The 23,907-nt window shown below is 68.0% G+C and carries 20 protein-coding genes; 4 read left to right on the top strand and 16 right to left on the bottom strand.

What is annotated here, in order from left to right:
* Positions 1-49 precede the first annotated feature (49 nt).
* Positions 50-3,478 (top strand): serine/threonine-protein kinase, encoded by a 3,429-nt coding sequence (locus tag G9373_RS04800; protein ID WP_167114118.1) that lies wholly within the window; start codon positions 50-52, stop codon positions 3,476-3,478.
* Here G9373_RS04800 and G9373_RS04795 read toward each other — a convergent pair.
* The 10 genes from G9373_RS04795 to glyA all read right to left on the bottom strand — a co-directional run bounded on the left by G9373_RS04795 (position 3,424) and on the right by glyA (position 14,106).
* Complete coding sequence (locus G9373_RS04795; RefSeq protein WP_005572863.1) at positions 3,424-4,152, bottom strand: hypothetical protein; 729 nt, start codon at positions 4,150-4,152, stop codon at positions 3,424-3,426. The genes G9373_RS04800 and G9373_RS04795 overlap by 55 nt on opposite strands.
* Before the next feature lies 1 nt (position 4,153).
* The gene (locus G9373_RS04790) at positions 4,154-5,536 is read right to left on the bottom strand and encodes an L-serine ammonia-lyase (RefSeq protein WP_054247213.1); all 1,383 of its coding nucleotides are present in this window, start codon (positions 5,534-5,536) and stop codon (positions 4,154-4,156) included.
* Between the two features lie 4 nt (positions 5,537-5,540).
* Complete coding sequence (locus G9373_RS04785; RefSeq protein WP_005253968.1) at positions 5,541-5,954, bottom strand: glycine cleavage system protein H; 414 nt, start codon at positions 5,952-5,954, stop codon at positions 5,541-5,543.
* 153 nt (positions 5,955-6,107) lie between these two features.
* Positions 6,108-6,809 (bottom strand): aminotransferase class IV, encoded by a 702-nt coding sequence (locus G9373_RS04780; protein WP_167114115.1) that lies wholly within the window; start codon positions 6,807-6,809, stop codon positions 6,108-6,110.
* Positions 6,806-7,705: a dihydropteroate synthase gene (gene folP, locus G9373_RS04775; RefSeq protein ID WP_167114112.1), complete on the bottom strand. Its 900-nt coding sequence runs from the start codon at positions 7,703-7,705 to the stop codon at positions 6,806-6,808. Before folP ends, G9373_RS04780 begins: the two co-directional genes overlap by 4 nt.
* Before the next feature lie 81 nt (positions 7,706-7,786).
* Positions 7,787-8,380, bottom strand: coding sequence for a sarcosine oxidase subunit gamma family protein (locus G9373_RS04770; RefSeq protein WP_005572859.1), 594 nt, complete (start codon positions 8,378-8,380; stop codon positions 7,787-7,789).
* Positions 8,373-11,237: a 2Fe-2S iron-sulfur cluster-binding protein gene (locus tag G9373_RS04765; protein WP_167114108.1), complete on the bottom strand. Its 2,865-nt coding sequence runs from the start codon at positions 11,235-11,237 to the stop codon at positions 8,373-8,375. The genes G9373_RS04770 and G9373_RS04765 overlap by 8 nt, the downstream gene beginning before the upstream one ends.
* Entirely contained in the window at positions 11,234-11,512 is a 279-nt protein-coding gene (locus G9373_RS04760) for a sarcosine oxidase subunit delta (protein WP_005253973.1), read from the bottom strand. Before G9373_RS04760 ends, G9373_RS04765 begins: the two co-directional genes overlap by 4 nt.
* A 33-nt stretch (positions 11,513-11,545) precedes the next feature.
* Positions 11,546-12,781 (bottom strand): sarcosine oxidase subunit beta family protein, encoded by a 1,236-nt coding sequence (locus tag G9373_RS04755; RefSeq protein ID WP_054247201.1) that lies wholly within the window; start codon positions 12,779-12,781, stop codon positions 11,546-11,548.
* Positions 12,781-14,106, bottom strand: a complete 1,326-nt coding sequence (glyA, locus tag G9373_RS04750) for a serine hydroxymethyltransferase (protein WP_005253975.1) — start codon at positions 14,104-14,106, stop codon at positions 12,781-12,783. Before glyA ends, G9373_RS04755 begins: the two co-directional genes overlap by 1 nt.
* A 113-nt stretch (positions 14,107-14,219) precedes the next feature.
* On the opposite strand from glyA, the gene G9373_RS04745 reads away from it, so the two are divergent.
* Positions 14,220-14,891, top strand: coding sequence for a GntR family transcriptional regulator (locus G9373_RS04745; RefSeq protein WP_005253976.1), 672 nt, complete (start codon positions 14,220-14,222; stop codon positions 14,889-14,891).
* A 65-nt stretch (positions 14,892-14,956) separates the two neighbouring features.
* Here the strand turns inward: G9373_RS04745 and purU are convergent, their stop codons facing one another.
* From purU to G9373_RS04725, 4 genes are all read right to left on the bottom strand, one after another.
* Positions 14,957-15,805: a formyltetrahydrofolate deformylase gene (purU, locus tag G9373_RS04740; RefSeq protein WP_005572856.1), complete on the bottom strand. Its 849-nt coding sequence runs from the start codon at positions 15,803-15,805 to the stop codon at positions 14,957-14,959.
* Positions 15,806-15,933: 128 nt separating this feature from the next.
* The gene (locus tag G9373_RS04735) at positions 15,934-16,827 is read right to left on the bottom strand and encodes a bifunctional 5,10-methylenetetrahydrofolate dehydrogenase/5,10-methenyltetrahydrofolate cyclohydrolase (RefSeq protein WP_054247199.1); all 894 of its coding nucleotides are present in this window, start codon (positions 16,825-16,827) and stop codon (positions 15,934-15,936) included.
* Positions 16,824-17,450: a cyclodeaminase/cyclohydrolase family protein gene (locus tag G9373_RS04730; RefSeq protein WP_054247197.1), complete on the bottom strand. Its 627-nt coding sequence runs from the start codon at positions 17,448-17,450 to the stop codon at positions 16,824-16,826. The genes G9373_RS04735 and G9373_RS04730 overlap by 4 nt, the downstream gene beginning before the upstream one ends.
* Complete coding sequence (locus G9373_RS04725) at positions 17,447-19,909, bottom strand: FAD-dependent oxidoreductase (RefSeq protein WP_043793549.1); 2,463 nt, start codon at positions 19,907-19,909, stop codon at positions 17,447-17,449. The genes G9373_RS04730 and G9373_RS04725 overlap by 4 nt, the downstream gene beginning before the upstream one ends.
* 339 nt (positions 19,910-20,248) lie before the next feature.
* Between G9373_RS04725 and G9373_RS04720 the strand changes: the two genes are divergently transcribed.
* Complete coding sequence (locus tag G9373_RS04720; RefSeq protein WP_043793547.1) at positions 20,249-21,049, top strand: IclR family transcriptional regulator; 801 nt, start codon at positions 20,249-20,251, stop codon at positions 21,047-21,049.
* An 8-nt stretch (positions 21,050-21,057) separates the two neighbouring features.
* Here the strand turns inward: G9373_RS04720 and G9373_RS04715 are convergent, their stop codons facing one another.
* Positions 21,058-22,236 (bottom strand): FAD-dependent oxidoreductase, encoded by a 1,179-nt coding sequence (locus G9373_RS04715; protein WP_005253982.1) that lies wholly within the window; start codon positions 22,234-22,236, stop codon positions 21,058-21,060.
* On the bottom strand, positions 22,233-22,577 hold the full coding sequence (locus tag G9373_RS04710; RefSeq protein WP_005253983.1) for a bifunctional 3-phenylpropionate/cinnamic acid dioxygenase ferredoxin subunit: 345 nt from the start codon (positions 22,575-22,577) through the stop codon (positions 22,233-22,235). The genes G9373_RS04715 and G9373_RS04710 overlap by 4 nt, the downstream gene beginning before the upstream one ends.
* Positions 22,578-22,775: 198 nt before the next feature.
* Between G9373_RS04710 and G9373_RS04705 the strand changes: the two genes are divergently transcribed.
* Positions 22,776-23,588 (top strand): IclR family transcriptional regulator, encoded by an 813-nt coding sequence (locus G9373_RS04705; RefSeq protein ID WP_005573693.1) that lies wholly within the window; start codon positions 22,776-22,778, stop codon positions 23,586-23,588.
* Positions 23,589-23,907: the final 319 nt, after the last annotated feature.

The following is a 23,907-nucleotide window of genomic DNA, read 5'->3' as shown; positions in this document are numbered from 1 at the left end:
ACTCCGCGGACTATTCTGGGTGGAGCGTGTCAGAGGTGGTGCAGGGCCGATGACGAACGACGATCCGTGGGCAACCCAGCGCCAGCCGGAGATCACGACCGAGCTGGCCGCGGCAGGGTTCGACGATGCCGTGGAGATCGGCCGCGGCGGGTTCGGGGTCGTCTACCGCTGCCTGCAGGAGGACCTCGACCGCACGGTGGCCGTCAAGGTCCTGACGTCGAACCTCGACCCCGACAACGTGACGAGGTTCGTGCGCGAGCAACGGGCGATGGGCCGGACGTCCGGGCACCCGAACATCGTCGCCGTCTACCAGGTCGGTGTCACCCGGAGCAGGCGGCCGTTCCTCGTCATGCCGTACCACTCGTTCGGTTCCCTCGATGCGCAGATCCGTCGGTCGGGTCCCCTCGGGTGGCAGGAGGTGCTGCGGCTCGGGATCAAGATGTCCGGCGCCCTCGAGACCGCGCATCGCGGTGGGATGCTCCACCGCGACGTCAAACCCGCGAACATCCTGCTCACCGAATACGACGAGCCGCAATTGACCGACTTCGGCATCGCCCGCGTCTCCGGCGGATTCGAGACGACGGCAGGCTCGATCACCGGGTCCCCGGCGTTCACCGCGCCGGAGGTGCTCGAAGGAAGGCCACCGACGGTGGAGTCGGACGTCTACAGTCTCGGGTCCACCCTGTTCTGCGCGTTGACCGGGCATGCGGCGTACGAGCGCCGGAGCGGTGAGCAGGTCGTCGGGCAGTTCCTGCGGATCTCCAGGCAGGCGGTCCCCGACCTGCGGGATGCCGGAATCCCCGACGACGTGTGCAGCGCAGTCGAACATGCCATGGCCCGCGCGGTCGAGGACAGGCCGGGCGGCGCCGCCGACTTCGGCAACGAGCTCCGGGCGGTCGAGCGACGCAACGGTGTCGTCGTCGACGACATGTACATCCCGGTTCGGCGGGCACCCGAGCAGCTGCACGGTCGTGCGGGCGAATCCACCCGGTCCGGGGGCCCCGGGCTCCCGTACAACGTGCGGACGCCGCCGACCCCGCCCGCGCCGGTGACGAAGTTCCGCCCGCCCACCACCACCCGGCAGCTCGTGCCGCGCCGGCGGCTCCTCGCCGTCCTCCGCGCGGGCCGGGACCGCAGGCTGACGCTCGTCCACGCGCCGGCCGGGTTCGGCAAGAGCAGTCTGGTCGCCCAGTGGCGCGACGACCTGGTCGACGGCGGGACGGCGGTCGCGTGGCTGACCGTGGACCGGGACGACAACAACGTGATGTGGTTTCTCACCCACCTCGTCGAGGCGATCAGGCGGGTACGCCCGGAGGTCGTCACCGATCTGGGCCAGTCGCTCGAGGAGCACGGGGACGCGGTCGAACGGTTCGTCCTCACGTCCCTGATCAACCGGCTTCACGACAGCGGGGAGACCCTCGTCGTCGTGATCGACGACTGGCACCGCATCACTGGCACCGGGCCGATCGACTCGATGAAGTTCCTGCTCGACAACGGCTGCCACCACTTGAAGATCGTCGTGGCGAGCCGGAGCCGGTCGGGGCTGCCGCTGAGTCGGATGCGGGTGCTCGACGAACTCAACGAAATAGCGTCCGACGACCTGTGTTTCGATTTCGGCGAATCGCAGAACTTCCTGTCGGACCGGGTACAGGTTCCCCTGAAGGACACCGAGATCGAACAACTCCGGGAATCGACCGACGGCTGGATCGCGGCACTGCAGTTGGCCTCGTTGTCGTTGCGCGAAGCCGGAACTCCGGAGAACCTGATCGAACAGCTCCGGACGGGGACCGACGCGATCGGCGAGTATCTCGCCGAGAACGTGCTCGACGCCCTCGAACCCGACATGCTCGACTTCATGCTCGCCACGTCCGTCCCCGACAAGGTGTGCGGCGATCTGGCGTCGGCGCTGGGCGGCGTGCAGGACGGGCAAGCGAAACTCGAGCAGGTCGTTGCCCGTGACCTGTTCCTCGGGAGGACGGGCGACGACCGCCAGTGGTATCGCTATCACCACCTGTTCGCGCAGATCCTCCATCAGCGTCTCGAACGGGACCACCCCGGGCGCATCACCGATCTGCACCGCCGGGCATACGACTGGTTCCGGAAACGGCACCGGCTGGGCGAGGCCGTCGACCACATCCTCGCGGCCGGTGAACCGCAGCGAGCGGTGGAACTGCTCGAGGAGGACGACCTCTACCTCCTCGATCGGTCACAGATGTCGACGCTGCTCTGCCTGATCGGGAAGCTGCCCGCCGACCTGGTGGACGCAAGCCCGCGGCTGCAGCTCACCATCGGATGGGCGAACTGCGAACTCCAGCGACTCGAACTCGCGCAAACCGCCCGAACCCGCGCGCTCGAGCAGATCGACAGCGGCGAGATGCCCGAGCGTCGCGCCGCCCAGCTCCGGGTGGAAGCGGATGTCCTGCAAGGTGATATCGAGGTGACCGCCGACCGCATCGAGGGGGTGCGGGAGCTCGTCACCGAATGCCTCGCCCATCCCACGGAGTACCACCCCTTCGTGGTGTCGATGGCCGCTCTCATCGAGACGTTCGTGGACACGTGTGAATTCCGGTTCGAGGACGCCCACCGCAGGCAGAGCTGGGCGGCCCCGTACCACCGGCAGAACACGGGACCGTACTCCGTCGCCTACGGGTACTGTTTCGCCGGACTCGCGAAGTTCGAGCAGCTCGACGTCGGCGGTGCGATGGAGCTGTACCGCAAGGCGTTCCAGCTTGTCCGGGAGGCGGAGAACACGCAGTCGCAACATGCGCGACTCACCCGCGCACTACTCGCCGAGGTCCATTACGAGCAGGGCCGGGTCGATGAAGCGGACGAGCTGCTCAACGAGACGTTCGACGCGGCCGCGCTCGGTGGCGCACCGGATTTCATGATCCGGCACTACTGCCTCAGGGCGCGGATCATGGCGGTGCGCGGCGATCGCGACGGCGCGGCACGACAACTCGACGAGGGGGTGCGGACGGCCGAGACGTTCTCCCTGCCCCGGCTGCGGGCCGCCGTCGACAATGAGCGGGTGCGGATCGGGCTGCCCCCGGCACCCGGGTTCGTGCCCGTCACACGCGAGACCCGGCGCACCCCGGCGAACGGCCTCGACCTGGCGACGGCACAACTCGAGGAAGAGGCGGCCATCACGTTGCTCGCGGCGCGGGGCGATCCGGCGGACGCGGATCTCGCGTGCGAATGGGCGAACGACTGGGTTCGGCAACTCGACGGGACCGGGCGGCACCGGGCCTGCCTGCAGGCGGTCCGGTTGCTCGTGTCGTGCCTGTGGGCGGCCGGACGCCGCGACGAGGCGCAGGCGATGCTGCTGCCGGCGGCGGTGGAGTGCGCCCGGCACGGGCTGAACCGGTTCCTACCCGACGGCGGCCCGAACGTCGTCGCGGCGCTGTCGGCGCTGCGGGAGAACGGTCATCCCGACCTGCCGCGGACGTTCGTCGACACTGTGCTCGCGGCCGCGCAGTAGTCATCCCGCGGGAGCAGGTGCGCGGCGGCCGTCCGCCACGGGGCGAGCAGTGTGTCGAAGTGTGCGCTGGTGAAATCGTGCCGCCCGACGAGATCCGACACGGCGTGCGCTGCTGCCGCGTCGCGCACCGCGGTCGCGATGTCCGCGCACAGTTGCTCGTCCTCGCGCACTGTCGCCTCGTCCATGAAGTGTCGTTCCCACGCGGCGTCCTGGGCGCGGTACCAGGATTTGATGCGGCCCGCTTCCCAGGCCGCATCGCGTGCGCAGGCCCAGGCGCCGAGCCGCCTGCGGCTGTCGGCGACGCTTGTCGTCCGCGTCAGTGCTCCGAAGTGCCCGTGCAGGAGGGCTGCCGCTTCCACGGCGTGTCGCACGACGTCCTGCCAGTTCGGGCCGAAACTCTGCTCGCATTCGTACTCGGTGACGGCGAACGTGTCGAGGGCGGACAGCGCGTCGTCCACGACGTCGACGTGGAGAAGGTACGAGCCGGGCAGCTCGCGCCGGCTGAGGAGCTGGAAGGCCACGAACGCGTCGCCGCGGACCGGTGCGCAGTGCACGAGGACGTCGAGCACTGACAGACGGGTCTCGGGTGCGAAGTCGCCGCGCTTCGGAACCGGGTGCCGCCGGATGAAGTGCGCGGCGCGGGCGGGGAGAAGGCGAAGTTCGTCGGTGATCATGTCAGCACTCGACATAGTTGACCGGGACGTTGACGGCCAGACCACCGGTCGACGTTTCCTTGTACTTCGACAGCATGTCTGCGCCGGTCGAGCGCATCGTCTCGATCACCTGGTCGAGGCTGACCCGGTGGGTGCCGTCGCCGCGCAGGGCCATGCGAGCGGCGTTGATGGCCTTGCCCGCCGAGATCGCGTTGCGTTCGATGCACGGAATCTGCACCAGTCCTTCGATGGGGTCGCAGGTGAGTCCGAGGCTGTGCTCCATCGCGATCTCCGCGGCATTCTCCACCTGTTCGATTGTGCCGCCGAGGATCTCCGCAAGCCCGGCAGCGGCCATGGACGCCGCGGAACCCACCTCGCCCTGGCAACCGACCTCGGCTCCGGAGATCGACGCGCGTTCCTTGTACAGCGATCCGACGGCGCCGGCGGCGAGGAGGAAGCGGATCGCGGTGTCGTCGGGATCCGACTTCCCGGCCGGGGTGTAGTGAACGGCGTAGTGCAGCACCGCGGGGATGATGCCCGCGGCCCCGTTGGTCGGCGCGGTGACGATCCGGCCACCGGATGCGTTCTCCTCGTTGACGGCCAGCGCGACGAGGTTGACCCAGTCCTCGGCGAATGCGGGATCACGTTGCGGGTCTTCCTTATTCAGGCGCAGGTACCAGTCCCGGGCGCGCCGGCGCACGCGCAGAGCGCCGGGAAGAATTCCGTCGCGCGCGATCCCGCGCTTCTCGCATTCCACCATGACGTCGCGGATATGCAGGAGTCGCTCGTAGATCTCCACGGTCGACCGCGTTTCGCGTTCGAACTGGAGCATCACGTCACTGATGGCGTAGCCGTGGCGGGCCGCGACGTCGAGGAGTTCCTTGGCGGACCCGAACGACAGACCGCCGGTGGCGGTGGCCGGCGGCTCCGCGCTCTCCGCTTCGGTGACGACGAAGCCGCCGCCGATGGAAAAGTAGGTTTCGCTGTGGATCTCGACGCCGGTGGCGGTGGACGCGGTGATTTTCATCCCGTTCGGGTGCAGCGGCAGGATGGTCAGCGGATGGAGGACGATCTCGTCCTCGGCGAGCGCGACCTCGTGGGATCCGCCGACCCTGATGTGCCGGGTACTGCGCATCTCCTCGAGACGTCGTTCCATCTCCTCGGTCTCGATCTTCTCGGGAAAGTACCCCTCGAGTCCGAGCAGCACCGCGGACATCGTTCCGTGGCCCGCTCCCGTGGCTGCGAGCGACCCGTACAGGTCGACGCGGATGTCCGCGACTGCGGGCAGGGCGTCGAGAGCTCGGAGGTCGGAGACGAACCGTGCGGCGGCGCGCATCGGTCCGACGGTGTGCGAACTCGAGGGGCCGATGCCGACGGAGAACAGGTCGAACACGCTGATGGTCATGGGATTACACCGCCTCACTGAGTTCGTGTGTGTATTGCGCGGGGGTGAGAAGTCCGTAGGCGGACGACGTCGGTGAGGGGAGGACGGCGAACAGCCAGCCGCGATGGAACGGGTCGTCGGCGACGAGTTGCGGGTTCGCGAGGGCGTCGTCATTCGTCATCGTGACGAGTCCGCTGATCGGCGCAAACACCGTGACGACGGTCCGCGCGGACGTCCAGACGAGCGCGCAGGGTGCGCCCGCCTCGATCGTGCTGCGCACTGCCGGAAGTTCAAGCCCGACCACCTCGATCTCGTCGAGTGCCGTGTCCGTGACCCCGGCCCGGAGCGGGTAGTCGGAGAAGCTCTGTCCCGGTGCGAGGGCCAACCAGCTGTGTGTCGCCGTGAACCGTCGATCCGAGGGAATCTTTCCAGCTCTCATGCCTTTTCCTTTGACAGTCGGGCGTTGTGGTCGCGGAGTCGCGCGTGTGATCCAATAGGTCTGATATTGATATATCAGTGTGTGCGATAACAGTAGGTCAGGTGCGGAGGCGGGTCAAGAGGTGGTGTGCACTACATCCGGAAACGACGCAGGCTACGGCCGGAGGGTCGCGGGCAGCACGCCTTTGAGTGAGCTCGTCACGGCGAGCGCCTCGGCGGCCAGGAGATCGCCCGGCGTGAGAATGCGTTCGCGCATCAGCCCGCGGTCGAGCTGCCAGGACCGCTCGACACCCGGCAGGCACCCCGACGCCAATGGTGGCGTCCACCAGACGCCGTCGATCCGGGCGGCGAGATTCGCGATCGTGGTCTCGGTGACGTGCCCGAGTTCGTTGACCAGCACGACGTCGCCGGCCCCGGGATGGCGGTGTCGTCTGCGGTCGTATCGCTCGCGCAACGTCGTCTTGTGTCCGAGGAGGACGTCCCGGGAGTCGACGGGCTCGTCGTCGAGCACGAGAGACACCGACGCGGGTGCGACCGGCGGCCCGAAGACGTCGACGTCCACACCGCCGTCGCGGTGCAGGCGCACGCGGACCCGGGCCGCGCCGACGCCGGACAGTCGCTGCGCGAGTCGGCGCCGGACGTCACGTTCCCGGAACTCGTACCCGAGCACGGCCGCGGAACGGGCCAGACGTCGCAGGTGACGCTCCGCGTGCCGCAGGCCGGTCCGCGGATCGTGATACATCGTTTCCATCAGCTGTGCACCGGCACCGATCAGCTGTGCCTCAGCACTACCGATCGGCTGGACCCCAGCGGTATCGATGGTCGCGAGACCGGCGGCGGACACGGAGCTGTTCACAGTGCGGAGGCTCGATTCGACGCGGGACTGGAGTTTGCGCGACCAGGATATACGAGCGCGCGGAGCACGGACATCGCGTCCACGGTGGCGGCCACGTCGTGCACCCGGAGTACAGCTGCCCCGTTCTGTGCGGCGATCAGCGCAGCGGCCACCGAGGCGGCCTGACGGTGGTGGACGCTGCGACCGGTGATCGTGCCCAGCATGCCTTTCCGGGACAGTCCGGCCATCACGGGAACACCGAGATCCGTCATCTGCCGAAGTTCGGACAACAGTGCAAGGTTGTGGGCGAGGGTCTTGCCGAAGCCGAAACCCGGGTCGACCATGAGGTGCTCGAGGGGAATTCCCACTCCCCGGCAGGCGCCGACACGGTCGACGAGGAACCGGCGCACCTCGGACACGACGTCGCCGTAGTCCGGCGACGTCTGCATCGTTTCGGGCTCGCCGCGCATGTGCATCAGGCACACGGGCACGTCGAGATCGGCGGCAGCCCGCAGCGCACCCGGAAGTCGGAGGGCACGAACGTCGTTGATCATCGACGCGCCGGCGGCGACCGCCTCCCGCATGACGTCCGGTCTCGAGGTGTCGACCGAGATCGGGACCGACGTCGACATCGCGAGTGCCGCGACTACCGGCACCACGCGCGCGATCTCCTCCGCGACGGACGGCGGGCGGGACCCGGGACGGGTCGACTCGCCCCCGACGTCGAGGAGGTCGGCGCCCTCCGCGACCAGAGACAGGGCGTGCTCGACCGCGGCCTCGGTGTCGAGGTATCGGCCACCGTCGGAGAACGAATCCGGGGTCACGTTGACGATGCCGCAGACCAGGGGAACATCGCGTGCGAGAGCCTCGAGCAGTCGGCCGGGGCCGGTGGCGGTGAGCGTCGGGAACGGAACCATTCGGGCGCACCTCCTTCCAGAAGGGGGGGGGGATCGGTCCGGTGGACGACGCCGTGCCGTCCACCGAACCGGCGCTGTCGCTTACACGGGGTCGACGCCGAACTCCTCGGCGGCGTCGATCAGCCACTCCGCGAGATACCGGGCGAACGACGACCGCACGAGGATCCGGTAGTCGGTTCCCCGGTCGTCGAGCGCGATCAGGATCACGCCCGCGAGGCCGAGCATGGTCTGCGCCGCAGTGCTGCGGACGAACACCGTGGGATGCAGATCCAGTGAGCAACCCTTCTCGAGGACGTCGCGGGCGTGAGTGCCGCGCAGCCGCAGGGTGGTTCGCTGTCCGGAGACGTCGATCGCGGCACCGCCGTGGGGGGCCGCCGCCGCCCGCAGGTCCGATTCGAGCGCGGGCGCCGGCTGTGACCGCGTGGTGACCAGCCACTCCTCGGGACCGAGCCAGACCGCGGTCATCGCGTCGGTGCCGGCGGACGTCGACGCCGCGGTGGGGAGGTCGAACCCGAGGACCGCCGCGGCGGCCGCGGCTCCCGGTCCGGCCGGGTCGACCCACAGGTCGACCATCGCGACGAACGGTTCCTCGGTGATGGTCACCGACTCGGGGAGTTCGGAGAATTTCTGGTCCCAACCGTGCAGGGGGCTGAGGGGGACGAGGGTGTCAGCCATCGCGGCGTGCTCCTTCGGGATCGACGAGGACGGAACCGGTGACCTCGACGGCGACCAGGGTTCCGTCCACCGGGACGTGCAGGGTGTCGCCGAGCCGGGCCCGGCCGCCCTTGACGAGGGCGAGCCCGAACGGGCGGCCGAGTTCGGCGCTGAGGTAGCTCGACGTGACGTGCCCGAGCATCGGCACCGGTGCGGGCGGCAGGATGCCGTCCAACGCCTCTTCGATGATCTGTGCGCCCTCGGGCAGCACGGTCTGCTTGTCGAGGGGCAGCAGCCCGACGAACTGTTTGCGCAGCGGGTTCTGGTTTTCGGCCCGGGTGAAGGAGCGCTTCCCGATGAAGTCGCGCTTCTTCTTCGACACGGCCCAGCTCATCCCGAGGTCCTGCGGGGTGACCGTGCCGTCGGTGTCCTGACCGATGATCGGGTAACCCTTTTCGGCGCGGAGGACGTGCATGGTCTCGGTGCCGTACGGGGTGATGTCGAACTTCTCGCCCGCGGCGATCAGGCGCGCCCAGACCGCGGGAGCGTGCCAGCCGTCGACGTTGACTTCGAACGCGAGTTCGCCGGAGAAGCTGATCCGCGCGACCCGTACGTGGACGCCGCCGAGGGAGGTGTCGCGCCACGCCATGAACGGGAACGCGTCGTTGGTGACGTCGAGGTCGGGGAAGACCTCACCGATCACGTCGCGGGAGCGCGGTCCGACGACGGGGAACGTGGCCCACTGTTCGGTGACCGAGGTGAGCCGCACCTTCAGGTGGGGCCACTCCGTCTGCAGCCATTCCTCCATCCAGTCGAGGATCTTCGCGGCGCCGCCGGTGGTGGTGAAGACCTGGAACCGGTCGTCGTCCAGGCGCATCACCGTGCCGTCGTCGATGACCATGCCGTCGACGCCGCACATGACGCCGTAGCGGACCATGCCGACCTTCAGGGTGCTCATCATGTTCGTGTAGACCATGTCGAGCAGCACCCCGGCGTCGGGGCCCTGGACGTCGATCTTGCCGAGGGTGGAGCCGTCGAGGATGCCGATGCTGCGGCGCACGGCGGCGCATTCGCGCAGCACGGCGGCGTCCATGTCCTCCCCGGGGAGGGGGTAGAAGCGGGGACGCTTCCACTGGCCGACGTCCTCGAACACCGCGCCGCGGCCGACGTGCCAATCGTGCAGTGCCGTCACCCGTTCGGGGTCGAAGAGGGCGCCGCGGCTGCGGCCGGCGAGGGCTGCGAACGCGACCGGGGTGTAGGGCGGCCGGAACGTGGTGGTGCCCAGTGTCTCGATCGGCCTGCCGAGCAGTTCGGCCGTGATGCCGGAGGAGATCACACCGGACGTCTTGCCCTGGTCGTGCGCGGTGCCGATGGTGGTGTAGCGCTTGATGTGCTCCATCGACGTCATTCCGGCGCCGACCGCGCGGGCGAGGGCGGCGACCGTCGCGTCGCGCTGCACGTCGACGAACTGGGTGTCCTCACCGGCGACGTCCCGCACCCGCCAGAGCACCAGCGGAGTGGACTGTTCGATCGCGGGTGCAGGTTCCGGGTCGATCGTGCGTTCGGGAACGGTGTAGCCGAGGTCGCGCATGATCGACTGGCCGGCGGTCTGCCCGTCGCGCAGGCACCCGTCCAGGTCGAACACACCGTTCGCGGACCCGGCGACGGAGACTCCGTCGAGGTCCTCGCCGGGCACGAAGGCACCGAGGTTCTCGTCGTAGCGGAGCTTGCCGCGGGCCTGGGAGAACAGGTGCACGGCCGGGTTCCAGCCGCCGCTGACCAGCAGGACGTCGCAGGCGAGGGGGACGCGGAACCGGTGATCGGTGTCCGTGCGGTGCGACACGACGGCGTGACTGATCCGGCCGTTGCCGCGGGTGCCGGACACCACCGACGCCGTACGGATCGTGATGCCGCGCGCGTCGCACTCGCGCTGCCAGCGGGCGGGTGCCTCGTCGCGGGCCTCGACGATCGCGTTGATGCGGACCCCGGCGTCGTGCAGGTCGATCGCGGCTTCGTACGCGCTGTCGTTGGTGGTGAACACGACGGCCTGCTCGCCCACCTTGACACCGTAGCGGTGCAGGAAGGTGCGGGCGCCGTGCGCGAGCATGATGCCCGGGCGGTCGTTGTCGGTGAAGACGACGGGACGCTCGTGCGCGCCGGCGGCGACGAGAATGTGCCGGGCGCGGATCCGCCAGACCCGTTGGCGGCTCAGCGCCGCGGGAGCCTCGACACCGAGGTGATCGGTGCGACGCTGCAGCGCGAGGACGAAGCCGTCGTCGTAGTTGCCGAACGCGGTGGTGCGCTGCAGGTGCAGCACATCCGGGTAGGTCGCGAGTTCGGCGACCGCGGCCGCGACCCAGTCGAGGGCGGGGGCGCCGTCGATGAGGTCCGTGCTGCCGAGCAGGTCTCCGCCGGCTTCGCTCTGCTCGTCGACGAGCACCACCCGCGCACCTGCCCGGGCCGCGGTGAGAGCGGCGGCCAGACCGGCCGGTCCGGCGCCGGCGACGAGGACGTCGGTGTGGACGTGCTTCGCGTCGTACTTCGCCGAATCAGCGATCTCGGCGAGCCGTCCCTGACCGGGGATGCCGCGGGCGACGAGACCGTCGAACAACTCGATCGTGGTGGCGAGCAGCATCGGCTCGGGGAACGGCTCCTCGATCTGCACGAGACCGCCGGTGTCCTCCGCCCACGCCGCGGTGATGCCGCGGGGCCGGCCGAGCTTGATGCTGGTGGTGATCTGGTGGACGCCGTTCGCGAGCAGGGCCGAACCGAGCGTGTCACCGGGGTGACCGGTCAGTTCCCGGCCGTCGAACGTGAAGGTGTAGGAGGTGTCGCGGTCGAGGCGACCGCCCTGGCGGGTGCGGAAGGGTGCGTTCACGATATCGTCGGCTTCTGCTCGTCCAAGCGGTAGACGCTGTGGAATCGGTAGGTGGCGGTGTCGCGTACGGCGTTGAACCAGCGCCGGCAGCCGGCGCTGTGGTTCCACCGTTCCGCGAAAAGACCTTTCGGGTTCGCGCGGAAGAACACGAAATGTGCCCATTGTTCGTCCGTCAGCGATTCGGGGTCTTCGGGATACAGGACGTGGGCTTCGCCCCCGTAGTGGAACTCGGTTTCCTCTCGGGACCCGCACCACGGGCATTCGATGAGTTGCATTGTGGCTCCTGAATTTCAGTACGCGACGGGGGATCAGTGCGCGACGGCCGCGGCGCCGTGCTCGTCGACGAGGGCGCCGGTGACGAACCGGTCGAGGCTGAACGGTGCGATGAACTCGTGCGGTTCGTCGTTCGCGATGGTGTCCGCCAGACACCAGCCCAACCCCGGGGTGGCCTTGAATCCGCCGGTGCCCCAACCGCAGTTGAGATACACGTTGTCGTATGGGGTGCGTCCGACGATCGGGGAGGCGTCGGGGCACACGTCGACGATGCCGCCCCAGGTGCGCAGCAGATGCGCGCGGGCGAACACCGGGAACAACTCCACCGCGGCCGCCATCTGACGTTCGATGATGTGGAACGCGCCGCGCTGGCCGTACCCGTTGTAGGAGTCGACACCGGCGCCCATCACCAATTCACCCTTGTGCGCCTGCGAGACGTAGACGTGGATGGCGTTGGACATCACGATGGTCGGGTGCACGGGCTCGAGCAGTTCGGAGACCAGCGCCTGCAGCGGGTGGGACTGCACGGGGGTGGCGATGCCGAGCATGTCGGTGAGCGTCGAGGTGTGCCCGGCCGCGCACAGCGCGACCTGACCGGTGGCGATGTCGCCGCGGGTGGTGCTCACCCCGGTCACCTTGTTGCCGTCCGTGACGAACCCGGTGACCTCACAGTTCTGGATGATGTCGATGCCCGCCTCGTCGGCGCGGCGCGCGAAACCCCAGGCCACGTAGTCATGCTTGGCGATCCCGGCCCGCGGCTGATACGTCGCGCCGAGGACGGGGTAGCGGATGTCGCTCGAGATGTTCACCAGCGGGCACAGCTTCTTGACCTCGTCGGGTCCGACCCACTCGGCGTCGATGCCGTTGAGCTTGTTCGCCTCCACCCGGCGGACGCTGTCGCGGACGTCCTGCAGGCTGTGCGCGAGATTGAGGACGCCGCGCTGGCTGAACAGGATCGGGTAATCGAGATCGTCCTCGAGGCCCTCCCACAACTTCAGGGCGTGCTCGTAGATCTTGGCGCTCTCGTCCCACAGATAGTTCGACCGGATCAGCGTGGTGTTGCGGGCCATGTTGCCGCCCGCGAGCCAGCCCTTCTCCAACACCGCGACATTGGTGATGCCGTGATTCTTCGCCAGGTAGTGCGCGGTGGCGAGGCCGTGCCCGCCGCCGCCGACGATGACGACGTCGTACGACTTCTTCGGTTCCGGGTTACGCCACAGGAAGTCGGGATGGTCGGGCAGGTGGGCGCCGGGGGGCTGGGTGGCACTCATCAGTTCGCCTCCGTCAGGTCGGGGTAGAGCGGGAAACGCAGCGCGAGAGCGTCGACGCGGCCGCGGAGTTCGTCGAGCCCGGCCTCGTCGGTGGCCGGCCGCAGCGCGTAGCTGATGATGTCGGCGACCTCGGTGAACGCGTCCAGGTCGAAACCGCGGGTCGCGAGCGCGGGAGTACCGATACGCACCCCGGAGCTGACCATCGGCGGCCGCGGGTCGAACGGGACCGCGTTGCGGTTCACCGTGATTCCCACTCGGTGCAACCGGTCCTCGGCCTGCTTACCGTCGAGCTCGGACTCGCGCAGATCCACCAGCACCAGATGCACGTCGGTGCCGCCGGACACGACGTTGATGCCCGCCTCCCGCGAATCGTCCTGCAGCAGGCGGTCGGCGAGGATCTTCGCACCGGCGAGCGTGCGCTCCTGACGCTCCCGGAACTCGGGCTCGGCGGCGAGCTTGAACGAGACGGCCTTGCCGGCGATCACGTGCTCGAGCGGACCACCCTGCTGACCGGGAAACACCGAGGAGTTGAACTTCTTCGCCAATGCCTCGTCGTTGGTGAGAATGACACCGCCGCGCGGACCGCCGAGCGTCTTGTGCGTCGTCGACGTGACCACGTGGGCGTGCGGGACGGGGGAGGGATGCAGTCCGGCGGCGACGAGTCCGGCGAAGTGCGCCATGTCGACCATGAGGTACGCGCCGACCTCGTCGGCGATGCGACGGAACGCGGCGAAGTCGAGCTGGCGTGTGTAGGCGGACCAGCCGGCGAGGATCAGCTTCGGGCGGTGCTCCCGGGCCAGACGCTCCACCTCGTCCATGTCGACGAGATGGTCGTCCTCGCGGACGTGGTACGCGGCGACGTCGTAGAGCTTGCCGGAGAAGTTCAGCTTCATTCCGTGCGTGAGGTGACCGCCGTGCGCGAGGTCCAGGCCGAGGATGCCGTCGCCGGGCTTCAGCAGTGCCGACATCGCGGCGGCGTTGGCCTGCGCTCCGGAGTGCGGTTGCACGTTGGCGAATTTCGCACCGAACAGTGCGGTGAGGCGGTCGATGGCGAGCTGCTCGATGACGTCGACGTGCTCGCATCCGCCGTAGTAGCGGCGTCCGGGGTAGCCCTCGGCGTACTTGTTCGTCAGTACCGACCCCTGCGCCTGCATCACCGCGAGCGGGGCGAAGTTCTCGCTGGCAATCATTTCCAGGGTGCCCTGCTGTCGCTCGAGCTCGGCCGCGATCGCCTGGTGCACGGCGGGGTCGAGATCGGCGAGCGAATGAGTCAGCGTCGGGTTCGCTGCTGCCACCTCGGTGAGGTGTGCGGTGTCCACGGTCATGGTTCGCCTTTCTGGAAGGTCAGTTGACTTCGAACTGATATATCAACTGGAAAGTAGAGTAAGGTCAGCACCGGACAAAGGTCAATAGCTCCGGAAAATCAGGGAGACGGAACATGAGCCTGGCGCATTCATCGGTCGCGGACACGGCGTCGAACGGCGGCACCAACGCCGACCGCGCGTACGAGATCGTGCGCGAACGCCTGGTCATGCTGGACATCCGGCCCGGCGAACCGATCAACGACGACCGTCTCGCCGAGGAACTCGGATTCGGCCGGACACCGGTACGGGAAGCGCTCAAGCGCCTCGAGCGGGAACGTCTCGTCGTCGCCTACCCGCGTCGCGGCACGTTCGCCACCGCCGTCGACATGACCGACCTCGCCGACATCTCCGAGATCCGCAAGCAACTCGAACCCACCGCGGCGGCCCGGGCGGCCCGGACGGCGTCCCCGGACGCGCGAGCCCGGCTGACCGCGCTCGCCGACGAGATCGCCGAGATAGACGACAGCGAAGATCCGCGCGAAGTCCTGCGCAAGGACGTGCGCGTCCACCGCGAGATCTACCGGGCGTCCGGGAACCCTCACCTCGAGGACATCCTCGTCAGCCTCGACGCGCATGCCACCCGCATCTGGTGCCTCTTCCTCGACCGGCTGCCCGACGTCGCCAGCCACGTCCGCGAGCATGTGTCCCTGCTCCGGGCCATCGTCGACGGCGACGAGAGCACTGCCTCGTCCCTCACCCTCGCCCACGTCGCCGGTTTCGAGAAGGCCATCCGCGACCTGCTGTAGGCCTCCGGCCCGTGCGCCTTTTTGGTAGCGGGAGCTACCAAAAAGGCGCACGGGCGCGAAGCGCCTCAGCTGAAGACGACCGTCCGATGACCGTGCAGCAGGACGCGGTTCTCGCAGTGCCAGCGCACGGCCCGCGACAGCGCGAGGGCCTCGGCGTCCTGCCCGACCGTGGCGAGTCGCGCCGGGTCGAAGGAGTGGTCGATGCGGATGACTTCCTGCTCGATGATGGGACCCTCGTCCAGATCGGGTGTCACGTAGTGGGCGGTGGCCCCCACCTGCTTGACGCCGCGATCGAACGCCTGGTGGTAGGGCTTGGCGCCCTTGAAACCGGGCAGGAACGAGTGGTGGATGTTGATGGCCCGTCCGCGTAGCGCGCGGCACGCGTCGTCCGACAGCACCTGCATGTACCGGGCGAGGACCACGAGATCCGCGTCGAACTCCTCGACGAGTTCGAGCAGCCGGGCCTCGGCCTGCGGCTTGGTGGTCGGTGTGACCGGGACGTGGACGAACGGCAGCCCGGCGGCCTCGGCCATCGGTCGCAGCACCTCGTGATTGGAGACGACGGCGACGAGTTCGGCGCCGAGGTTGCCTGCTCGCCAGCGGAAGATGAGGTCGTTGAGGCAGTGACCCATCTTGGAGACCATCACGATCACCCGGGGCAGGTCGCTGCCGTTGAAGTTGAACGTCATGCCGAATTTCGCGGCGACGCTCCCGAATTCCGCCGTGAGGCGCTCGATGTCGACATCTTCCGCCGACACGAACGACGTGCGGAGGAAGAATGCGTCGCTCCGGGTGTCGTCGAACTGCTGATGCTCGGCGATATCGCAGTTCTGCTCGAAGAGAAAGGAGCTGACTGCGTGAACGATCCCGGGACGCTGAGCGCAGCTGAGCGTCAGGGTGAAGGTCTGGGTCATGTGGGTCTCCTCGATGCCGGACTGGTTATGGTGTCACTACTTAAGGTGTCAGTCCGAGCGAACTGATATATCAGAATGGGCCCATGCTATTTCAGGCTGGACGAGCGGGTCAAGGGGTGGAGACGGAGTCAGACGCTGCTACGGAACCCGGAGAGCAGGGAGTCCGATCGAGTCTGGGCGTACTGGGTCGCGGCGGCGTCGACCGTGTGATTGAGCAGCAACGCCGTGGTCACCGGTCCCACCCCGCCGGGGACCGGGGTCAGCGCGCCCGCCCGGCCGTCGACGGCCGCGGCGTCGACGTCACCGAGCAGTCGGCCGTCCGCGGTCGCGGTGGTCCCGACATCGATGACGACGGCGCCGTCGGCGACGTGGTCGGCGGTGATCAGTCCGGGAATGCCGACGGCGACGACGAGGATGTCGGCGTCACGGGTGCCGGCGGCGAGGTCGGTGGTGTGCCGGTGGCAGACGGTCACCGTCGCGTTGCGCTGCACGAGCAGATGCGCGACGGGACTTCCGACGACCGTCGATCTGCCGACCACCGCGGCCGTCCTGCCGTGCGGGGAGATTCCGTGGTGATCGAGGAGGGCGATCACGGCCTGTGCGGTGGCGGGCGCGAACGCGGGCAGACGCGCGACGAGGCGGCCGAGGCTGACCGGGTTCGCGCCGTCGACGTCCTTGGCGGGGTTGATCGCCTCCCGGAGGGCGTCGAGGTCGGTTTCGTCCGGCAGGGGTGTCTGCAGGATGATTCCGTGGACGTCCGGGTCGTGGCCGAGTTCGACGAGCGTGCTGCGGATCTGCTCGGTCGACGCCGCGGCGCCGAGATCGACGATGTCGCAGAGGATTCCGGTGCGTTTCGCGGCCGACGCGATGGAACGCACGTACCAGGCGGTCGATTCGTCGTCGGTGGCCTGCACGACCGCCAGCTTGGGCCGGACCCCGATTTCGGCGAGGGCTGCGGCGGCGACGGACGCGTCGTTGCGGATGGAGGTGGCGAGTTCGGCGCCACCGAGGCTTCTGGTCATGCACTCAGCTGCTTTCGTACTCGTGTCGTGACTGCGTCGGCACGCTCGACGATCGCGTCGACGCCGGACAGGCACTCGGTGAGGGCCCGGCGGGTATCCGGATCGGTGATACCCGGCAGGTTCACCTCGATGTTGACCCGGGCGGTGGTGGCGGCTGCGCGGGCAGCCTCGGCGGCGGCCGCGACGTCGCTGACGACGGTGCGGTTCGCCACCGGCAGCAGGACGTCGGCGAGTGCGACGACGTCGCCTGCCGCGACCACCACCTCGGCGGGGACCGCGGCGGCGCCGGCGAGGGCGGTCGCGATCGCCGACGTGCGGGCACCCGTTTCGTCGTCCGTGTCCTGGGGGAGGCGGTAGGCGTCGATGACGGCCGTGAAAGCCGCCATGTCGTCCTCGGCGAACTGCAGTGCCTTCTCGCGGAACGCATCTGCTGAGGCGCAGATGCGTTCGACGAGCATCCCGTGGTCGGCGTACCTCTTGCCGGTGGTGTAGCGGGCGACCATCGAGACCAGCGCGGCTGCCTGGCCGAGGTGGAGCGCGCCGGTCGCGCCGCCGCCGGGCGCGGGAGTCCGAGCGGCGAGCGAGTCCAGGAATCCGGCGATCGTGTCGTCTCGGAGGGTCATGACCGGATCTTCTTCATCTCGGGGTCGACGAGCGGCTCGGCCACGACCGTTGCCGGGATGCGGCGACCGAAGTACTCGATCTCCACCGCGGTGTCGACGGTCGCGTTCGCGGGAAGCCAGGCGTAGGCGATCGGCGCCCCCACCGTGTGACCGAACGCGGCACTCGTGACGTACCCGGCGGGCTGTCCGTCGACGAACACCGGCTCGTGGCCGAGGACCACCGACGTGCGGTCGTCGATCATGAGGCACGCCAGGCGCCGCTCCACCGTCTCGTCGGAGACGCCGTCGAGCGCGTCACGCCCACGGAAGTCGCCCTTCTGCAGTCGGACCGCGAAACCGAGACCGGCCTCGTAGGGGTTGTGCTCGGTGGTCATGTCACTGCCCCACGAGCGGTAACCCTTCTCCATCCGCAGGCTGTTGAACGCGGCGCGGCCCGCGGCGATGACGTCGTACTTCTGCCCCTCCGCCCACAGCAGATCCCACAGTCGCAGACCGTTGTCGGCGGACGTGTACAGCTCCCAGCCGAGTTCGCCGACGTACGACAGACGCATCGCCGTGACGGGAACACCGCCGATGCGGACCTGCTTCGCGCGGAAATACTTGAAGTTCTCGTTCGTGAAGTCGTCGGAGCTCAGCGCCTGCACCAGATCCCGGGCTCGCGGACCCCACAACCCGATCCCGCACGTGCCGCCGGTGATGTCCCGGATCTGCACACTGCCGTCGTCCGGAGATTGGCGGCGGAAGTAGTCGAGATCGAGGTTGCCGTTGGCGCCGACCTGGAAGACGGTGTCGGACAGTCGCGTGACGGTGAGGTCGCTGCGGACGCCACCGGTCTCGTCGAGCGCGAGCGTGTACGTGACGGACCCGACGGACTTGTCCATCTTGCCGGTCGTCAGCCGGTCGAGCAGGGCCAGCGCGCCGGGACCGCTGATCTCGAGCCGCTTCAGCGGTGTCATGTCGTACATCGCCACCGACGTGCGGGTGCGCCAGGCCTCGGCCGCGGCGATGGGGGAGTGGAACATCGCCGCCCACGGTTCCCGGGCCGGCGGCTGCCATTCGGCCGGAAGGTCCTGCACCAGATGGGCGTTGGATTCGAACCAGTGCGGGCGCTCCCAGCCGGAGCTCTCCAGGAACACGGCGCCGAGTTCCTTCTGGCGAGCGTGGAAGGGACTGACTCGCAGGTCGCGGGGAGACTCCTTGGGCTGCAGCGGGTGCAGCACGTCGTAGATCTCGACGAAGTTCTGCTGCGACGTCTCGCTGACGTAGTCGGGTGCGAGCTGGATCTCCTCGAAGCGGTGCACGTCGCAGCCGTGCAGTTCGACCTCGGAGCGGCCGTCGACGAGCAGTTGCGCGACCGCCCGGCCGACACCGGCGGAGTGTGTCACCCACACTGCCTCGGCGATCCAGAACCCGGCGACGTCCGGGGACTCGCCGATGAGCGGTCCGCCGTCCGGGGTGAACGAGAAGACCCCGTTGAAACCGGCCTCCAGTTTCGCGGATTCGAGGCACGGCAGCAGCAACTTGCTCTGCTCCCACGACGGCGCGAAGTCTTCTTCCGTGAACGGCAGCATCGACGGCATGTCGGACGCGGACACGTCGTCGCTCGCGTCCAGGTCGCGCAGGTTCACCGGCATCGGGCGGTGAGCGTACGTGCCGATACCGAGGCGGTCGACGTGCTCACGGAAGTACAGATCCTGGTCCTGGTGGCGCAGGATCGGGAAGCCCGCCTCGGCGAGTTCGGTGTTCCGGCCGACGAGTTCGGGAATCTGCTCGGTCTTCGCGTACTGGTGCGCCAGGGGAAGCAGCGGGACGTCCATGCCCACCATCGCGCCGATGTCGGGACCCCAGAAGCCCGCGCAGGACACCACGATGTCGGCGGGGATCACACCGTCGGCGGTGGCGACGCCGGTCACCTTGCCGCCGCTCTGTTCGATGCCGATCACCTTCGTCGAACCCTGGAACACGGCACCGCGGGCCTCGGCCCGCCGGGCCAGCGCGACGACGACACGGGACGCCTTCGCGAGGCCGTCCGTCTCCACGTACAGCCCGCCGAGAACCCGCTTCTCGTCCAGCAGCGGGTGCAGCTTCGCGCACTCGGCCGGGTCGAGGACGGCGCCCTCGATGCCCCAGGAGGTGGCCCAGCCCTGCTTGCGGTGCAGATCGGCGAGTCGCTCGGGGGTGGTGGCCACCTCGAGCCCGCCGAGCTGGTTGAAGCACCATTCGCCGTCCACGTCGAGTCCGACGAACTTCTCCACCGTGTACCGGGCGAATTCGGTCATCGTCTTGGACGCGTTCGTCTGGAACACCAGGCCCGGTGCGTGTGACGTGGAGCCTCCGGTGAGCGGCAACGGTCCCTGGTCGAGAACCGTGATCCGATCCCAGCCGCGAGCGGTGAGCTCGTCGGCCAGGTTCGCGCCGACGATGCCGGCTCCGATGATCACTACGCGCGGTGACCCCATAATGGTCCTCCTGGTTGGGTGGGTGCCTGTGTGTGGCGAGGTAGCGGGAGATTCGGTGTTCGGTGTTGGCTCGAACGGCGCCGGGAAGAACTGTGAATTGCGAAACGGATCGGACTGATCCAACCCGACATCGACAACTGATATATCAACACATTAGGTCGGGAAGAGTAAGGGGGTCAACCTCGAATTGCGGGTAATTCCACGATGATTGGTTGAGGAAATAGCAGCAATTCCGCGATCGACCGCGGAAATGTGCACCGTGCGCGACGGTGATGACGCGGAACCGGGTGTGGATGGAGGTAACCGTCGCACGGTGATGTCGCCTATCCTGAAGTCGCGATGACTGAATTGGACGATAACTCGAATGGAGATCGGAGCCGGCCGTCCGGCGCTGTGCAGTCAGTGGACCGCGCGCTGGCGGTACTCGAAATCCTGGCCAGGCTCGGTACCGCCGGCGTCACGGAAATCGCCGACGAGCTGGGTGTCCACAAGTCGACCGCGTCGCGCCTCGTCGCCGTTCTGGATTCGCGAGGTTACGTCGCCCAATTGAAGAACCGGGGAAAATTCCAGCTCGGCAATTCCATCGTCCGTCTGGCCCGCACCGCGTCGCCGGACGGCGATCTGGTGCGGCAGAGTCAGGAATTGTGCGCCGAACTGGCGGAAACTGTCGGAGAGAGCGTCAATGTGTCGATACTCGACGGCAATCGATCGGTGAGCATCGTCAAAGCGGACGGTCCGTCCGGCGTCGGTACCAATACCTGGGTGGGTCAGAGCAGCCCGGCACATGCGACGGCGAGTGGAAAGTTGTTGCTGACGGAATTGTCCGACAGCGAACTCGCGGAGCGGGTGGGAGAAACTCCGATTGCTCTCACGGAGAAAACTCTCACCGATGTGCCTGCGCTCGTGGAATCGCTGAAAACCATTCGCGAGCGGGGGTGGGCGGAATCCGAGGAGGAACTCGAACTCGGGCTGAACGCGGTGTCCGTCCCGATCCGGGACTACACGTCGAAAATGATTGCTGCTCTGAGTGTGTCCGGCCCCGCCTACCGGCTGCTGCCGGAACGGTTCGAGGACGTCGCCCGCGCCGCACTCGACACGTCCCAGCAGATCAGCAGCCGATTGGGCTATGCCGTCTCGTAGCGCCGGCATCAGGCCCGCGACCTGGCGAGTTGCTTCTTGTACCGGGTGAACAGCCGGGGACTGTTCATCGCGAAGACGCCGACGGTGTCGCCGTCCCGGTCGTAGGTGGCCACGAACGTACCGGTTCCGGGGTCGCCGTCGACGAATCGGACCTCGTCGGTGCTGTGTCTCGTCCCGGCGAACTGCAGCATCTTGCCGTACTGGTGGGACCAGAAGTACGGGATCGCGGCGGGCCCGGACGGTGTGGCCATGATCGTGTCGGCGACGGTGGCGGCCTGTGCGACGGCGTTGCTCCAGTGCTCGCTTCGGTGGTGCACCTGGTGGGCGTCGTCGAAAGTCCGTGCGCAGTCGCCGATCGCGTACACGCCGGGCACGTTCGTGCGGCACGACGAGTCGGTGAGGAAACCGTCTTCGATCATCAGTTCCGAATCGCTTGCCCATTCGACGTTGGGGACGGCCCCGATTCCGACCACCACGGCGTCCGCGGGGAGGATCGTTCCGTCACTCAGTTGGACGGCTTCGACCGCGTCGTCACCGAGCAGTGCGGAGACGACTGCCCCGGTGAGGAGCCGGACGCCGTGTGCGGCATGCTGTCCTGCGCAGATCGCCCCGAGTTCGATGCCGAGCGGGCCGGCGAGGGGCGTGGGCGAGGCCTCGACGACGGTGACGTTCAGGCTCATGCCGGCCGCGCTGGAGGCCACCTCCGCTCCGATGAAACCGGCTCCCACGATGACGAGGTTCTGCGCACGTGACAGCGAATCCCGCAGTGCGCGTGCGTCGTCGACCGACCTGAGAGTGTGCACGCCGGCGAGACGGGAGTGTCCGGGCAGGGTCCGGGCGCGCGCGCCCGTCGCGACGACGACGGCATCGGCGTCGAAGTGGGACCCGTCGTCGAACGTGACGCGGTGGATCCCGTCGGGGGAGCGAACCAGACCGGTGGCCGTTCGGTTCATGCGCCATTCGACGTCGAGTGTGTCGTCGTCGCTGTTCATCAACAGGAGGTCCTCGTCGGTCAGGTCGCCGGTGAGAAATTCCTTGGACAGGGGCGGCCGGTCGTAGGGCAGGGACTGCTCGCTCCCGGCCACGACGAGGCGACCTGCGTATCCCTTCTCGCGCAGTGCGCGGACCGCCGACAATCCGGCGAGTGAAGCACCTAGTACCACAATGGAATTCGGGACAGTGTTCATCGGGCGTCGCCCTTCTCTTCGAGATGAAGCAGCACGGTGCCGTCGACGATCGACACATCGTGTGTGCGGACTGCGATCTTGGCCGGCGGACCCGACGGCACTCCGGTGCGCAGGTCGAAGCACGCTTCGTGGAGCGGGCACTCGACGGTGCAGCCTTCGACCCAGCCGTCGGCGAGGGAGGCGTCCTGATGGGTGCAGGTGTCGTCGATGGCATACAGACCGTCGGAGGTGTGGAAGACGGAGATGGCAGCCATGCCCGGCGGGGTCACCGTGACGACTTCGCCCACGGGCAGTGTCACGAGTTCGCACACGGGGAAGGCCGTGGCGCCGGGGTGGGTCACAACTGGGGAATCGTTATCGAGAATCACTCGATACCTCCGAAAGCGTCGGGGAGGAAGGACAAGTTGTGGAGCGGTTGTTGCGCTATGCGCGACGACTTGCAAGGTGTGCAACACAATGCTCTCCGGTGCTGCCCCACGGTGTCAAGCATTCGCGTGTAAAAACTGCGTTCCCGAAGTCGGTGGGCATAACCTCGGGGCATGAGTGAATCCGAGGCAACGGCGCCCGCGGCCCAGGGAACGGAAGGAAAGGCGAAGACCGTGCACGCGGTGGAACGCGCCATCGACGTACTCGAGATCGTCGCGGCAGAAGGCCGTGTCGGCGCCTCGGAGATCGCCGTGCGGCTCGGCGTGCACAAATCGACCGTGTCACGCCTGATCGCATCGCTGCAGCAACGAGGATTCGTGGAGGAAGCGGGTGTCCGCGGCAAGTATCAGCTCGGATTCGCGGTGGTGCGATTGGCTGAGGCCACGGTCGCGCAGAGCGGGCTCGTCGAGGTTGCGCAGCCGGAGTGCGACCGCCTGGCCGACGCCTTCGGGGAGACGGTCAACCTCGCCGTGCTGGACGGTGCGGCGACCCTCAACGTGCTCGAGGCCCGCAGTGATCGCCACGTCGCGCTGCGTACGTGGGTGGGTCAGGTGACCCCGGCGCACGCGACCGCGACCGGCAAGGTCCTGGTCTCGGAATTGACGTCCGGCCAGCTCCGGAGCCGGCTGGGGCCGCACTTGAGCCCGCTCACTCCCAACACGATCACCGACTTCCGGGCGTTCGACGTCGAACTCGAGCGCGTGCGGTCGCGAGGGTGGGCGTCCACGGCCGAGGAACTCGAAGCGGGGCTCAATTCCATCGCCGTGCCGGTGCGGAGCAAGGTCACCAACCGGATCGTCGCGTCGATCTGTGTATCCGGGCCGGAGTACCGCCTCGCACCCGAGCGGTTCGAGGCCGTGGCGCTCGAACTCGCCGACGCGGTCGCGCGGATCGAAGCGCAGCAATCCGTCGGAACGGGTGACTGAACGCCCGGAAGTGCTTCTCCCTCAAGGTGGGACGAACGGATAGTCCCGTTTGCCCGGGTTTCGGCCGTCTGCGGTTAACGCGGTGTTTCGGTCGTGTCGCGTCCGCGAAAGAAGTGCCGAATGTGATGTTTGACACGTCCGCGGGCCACAGTCTAAGTTGTGTAAATCGCATAGCGTTGCTGATGACGCAACAATGCTGACGCCGCGATGACTCGGCAGGAACGGCTGCCCGCTGTCCGAACGGTCGCCGCGGATCGGGCACACATGTCGTCACACTCGGCAACGACGCCCCTTGCGATCTGCGCTCCCTACGCACACA

It is taken from the genome of Rhodococcus sp. A14, assembly GCF_011603105.1.
GTDB classification, from domain to species: Bacteria; Actinomycetota; Actinomycetes; order Mycobacteriales; family Mycobacteriaceae; genus Rhodococcus_F; species Rhodococcus_F opacus.
Note: the sequence above shows the minus strand (reverse complement) of the source record. Positions and strands in the feature narration are given on the sequence as shown.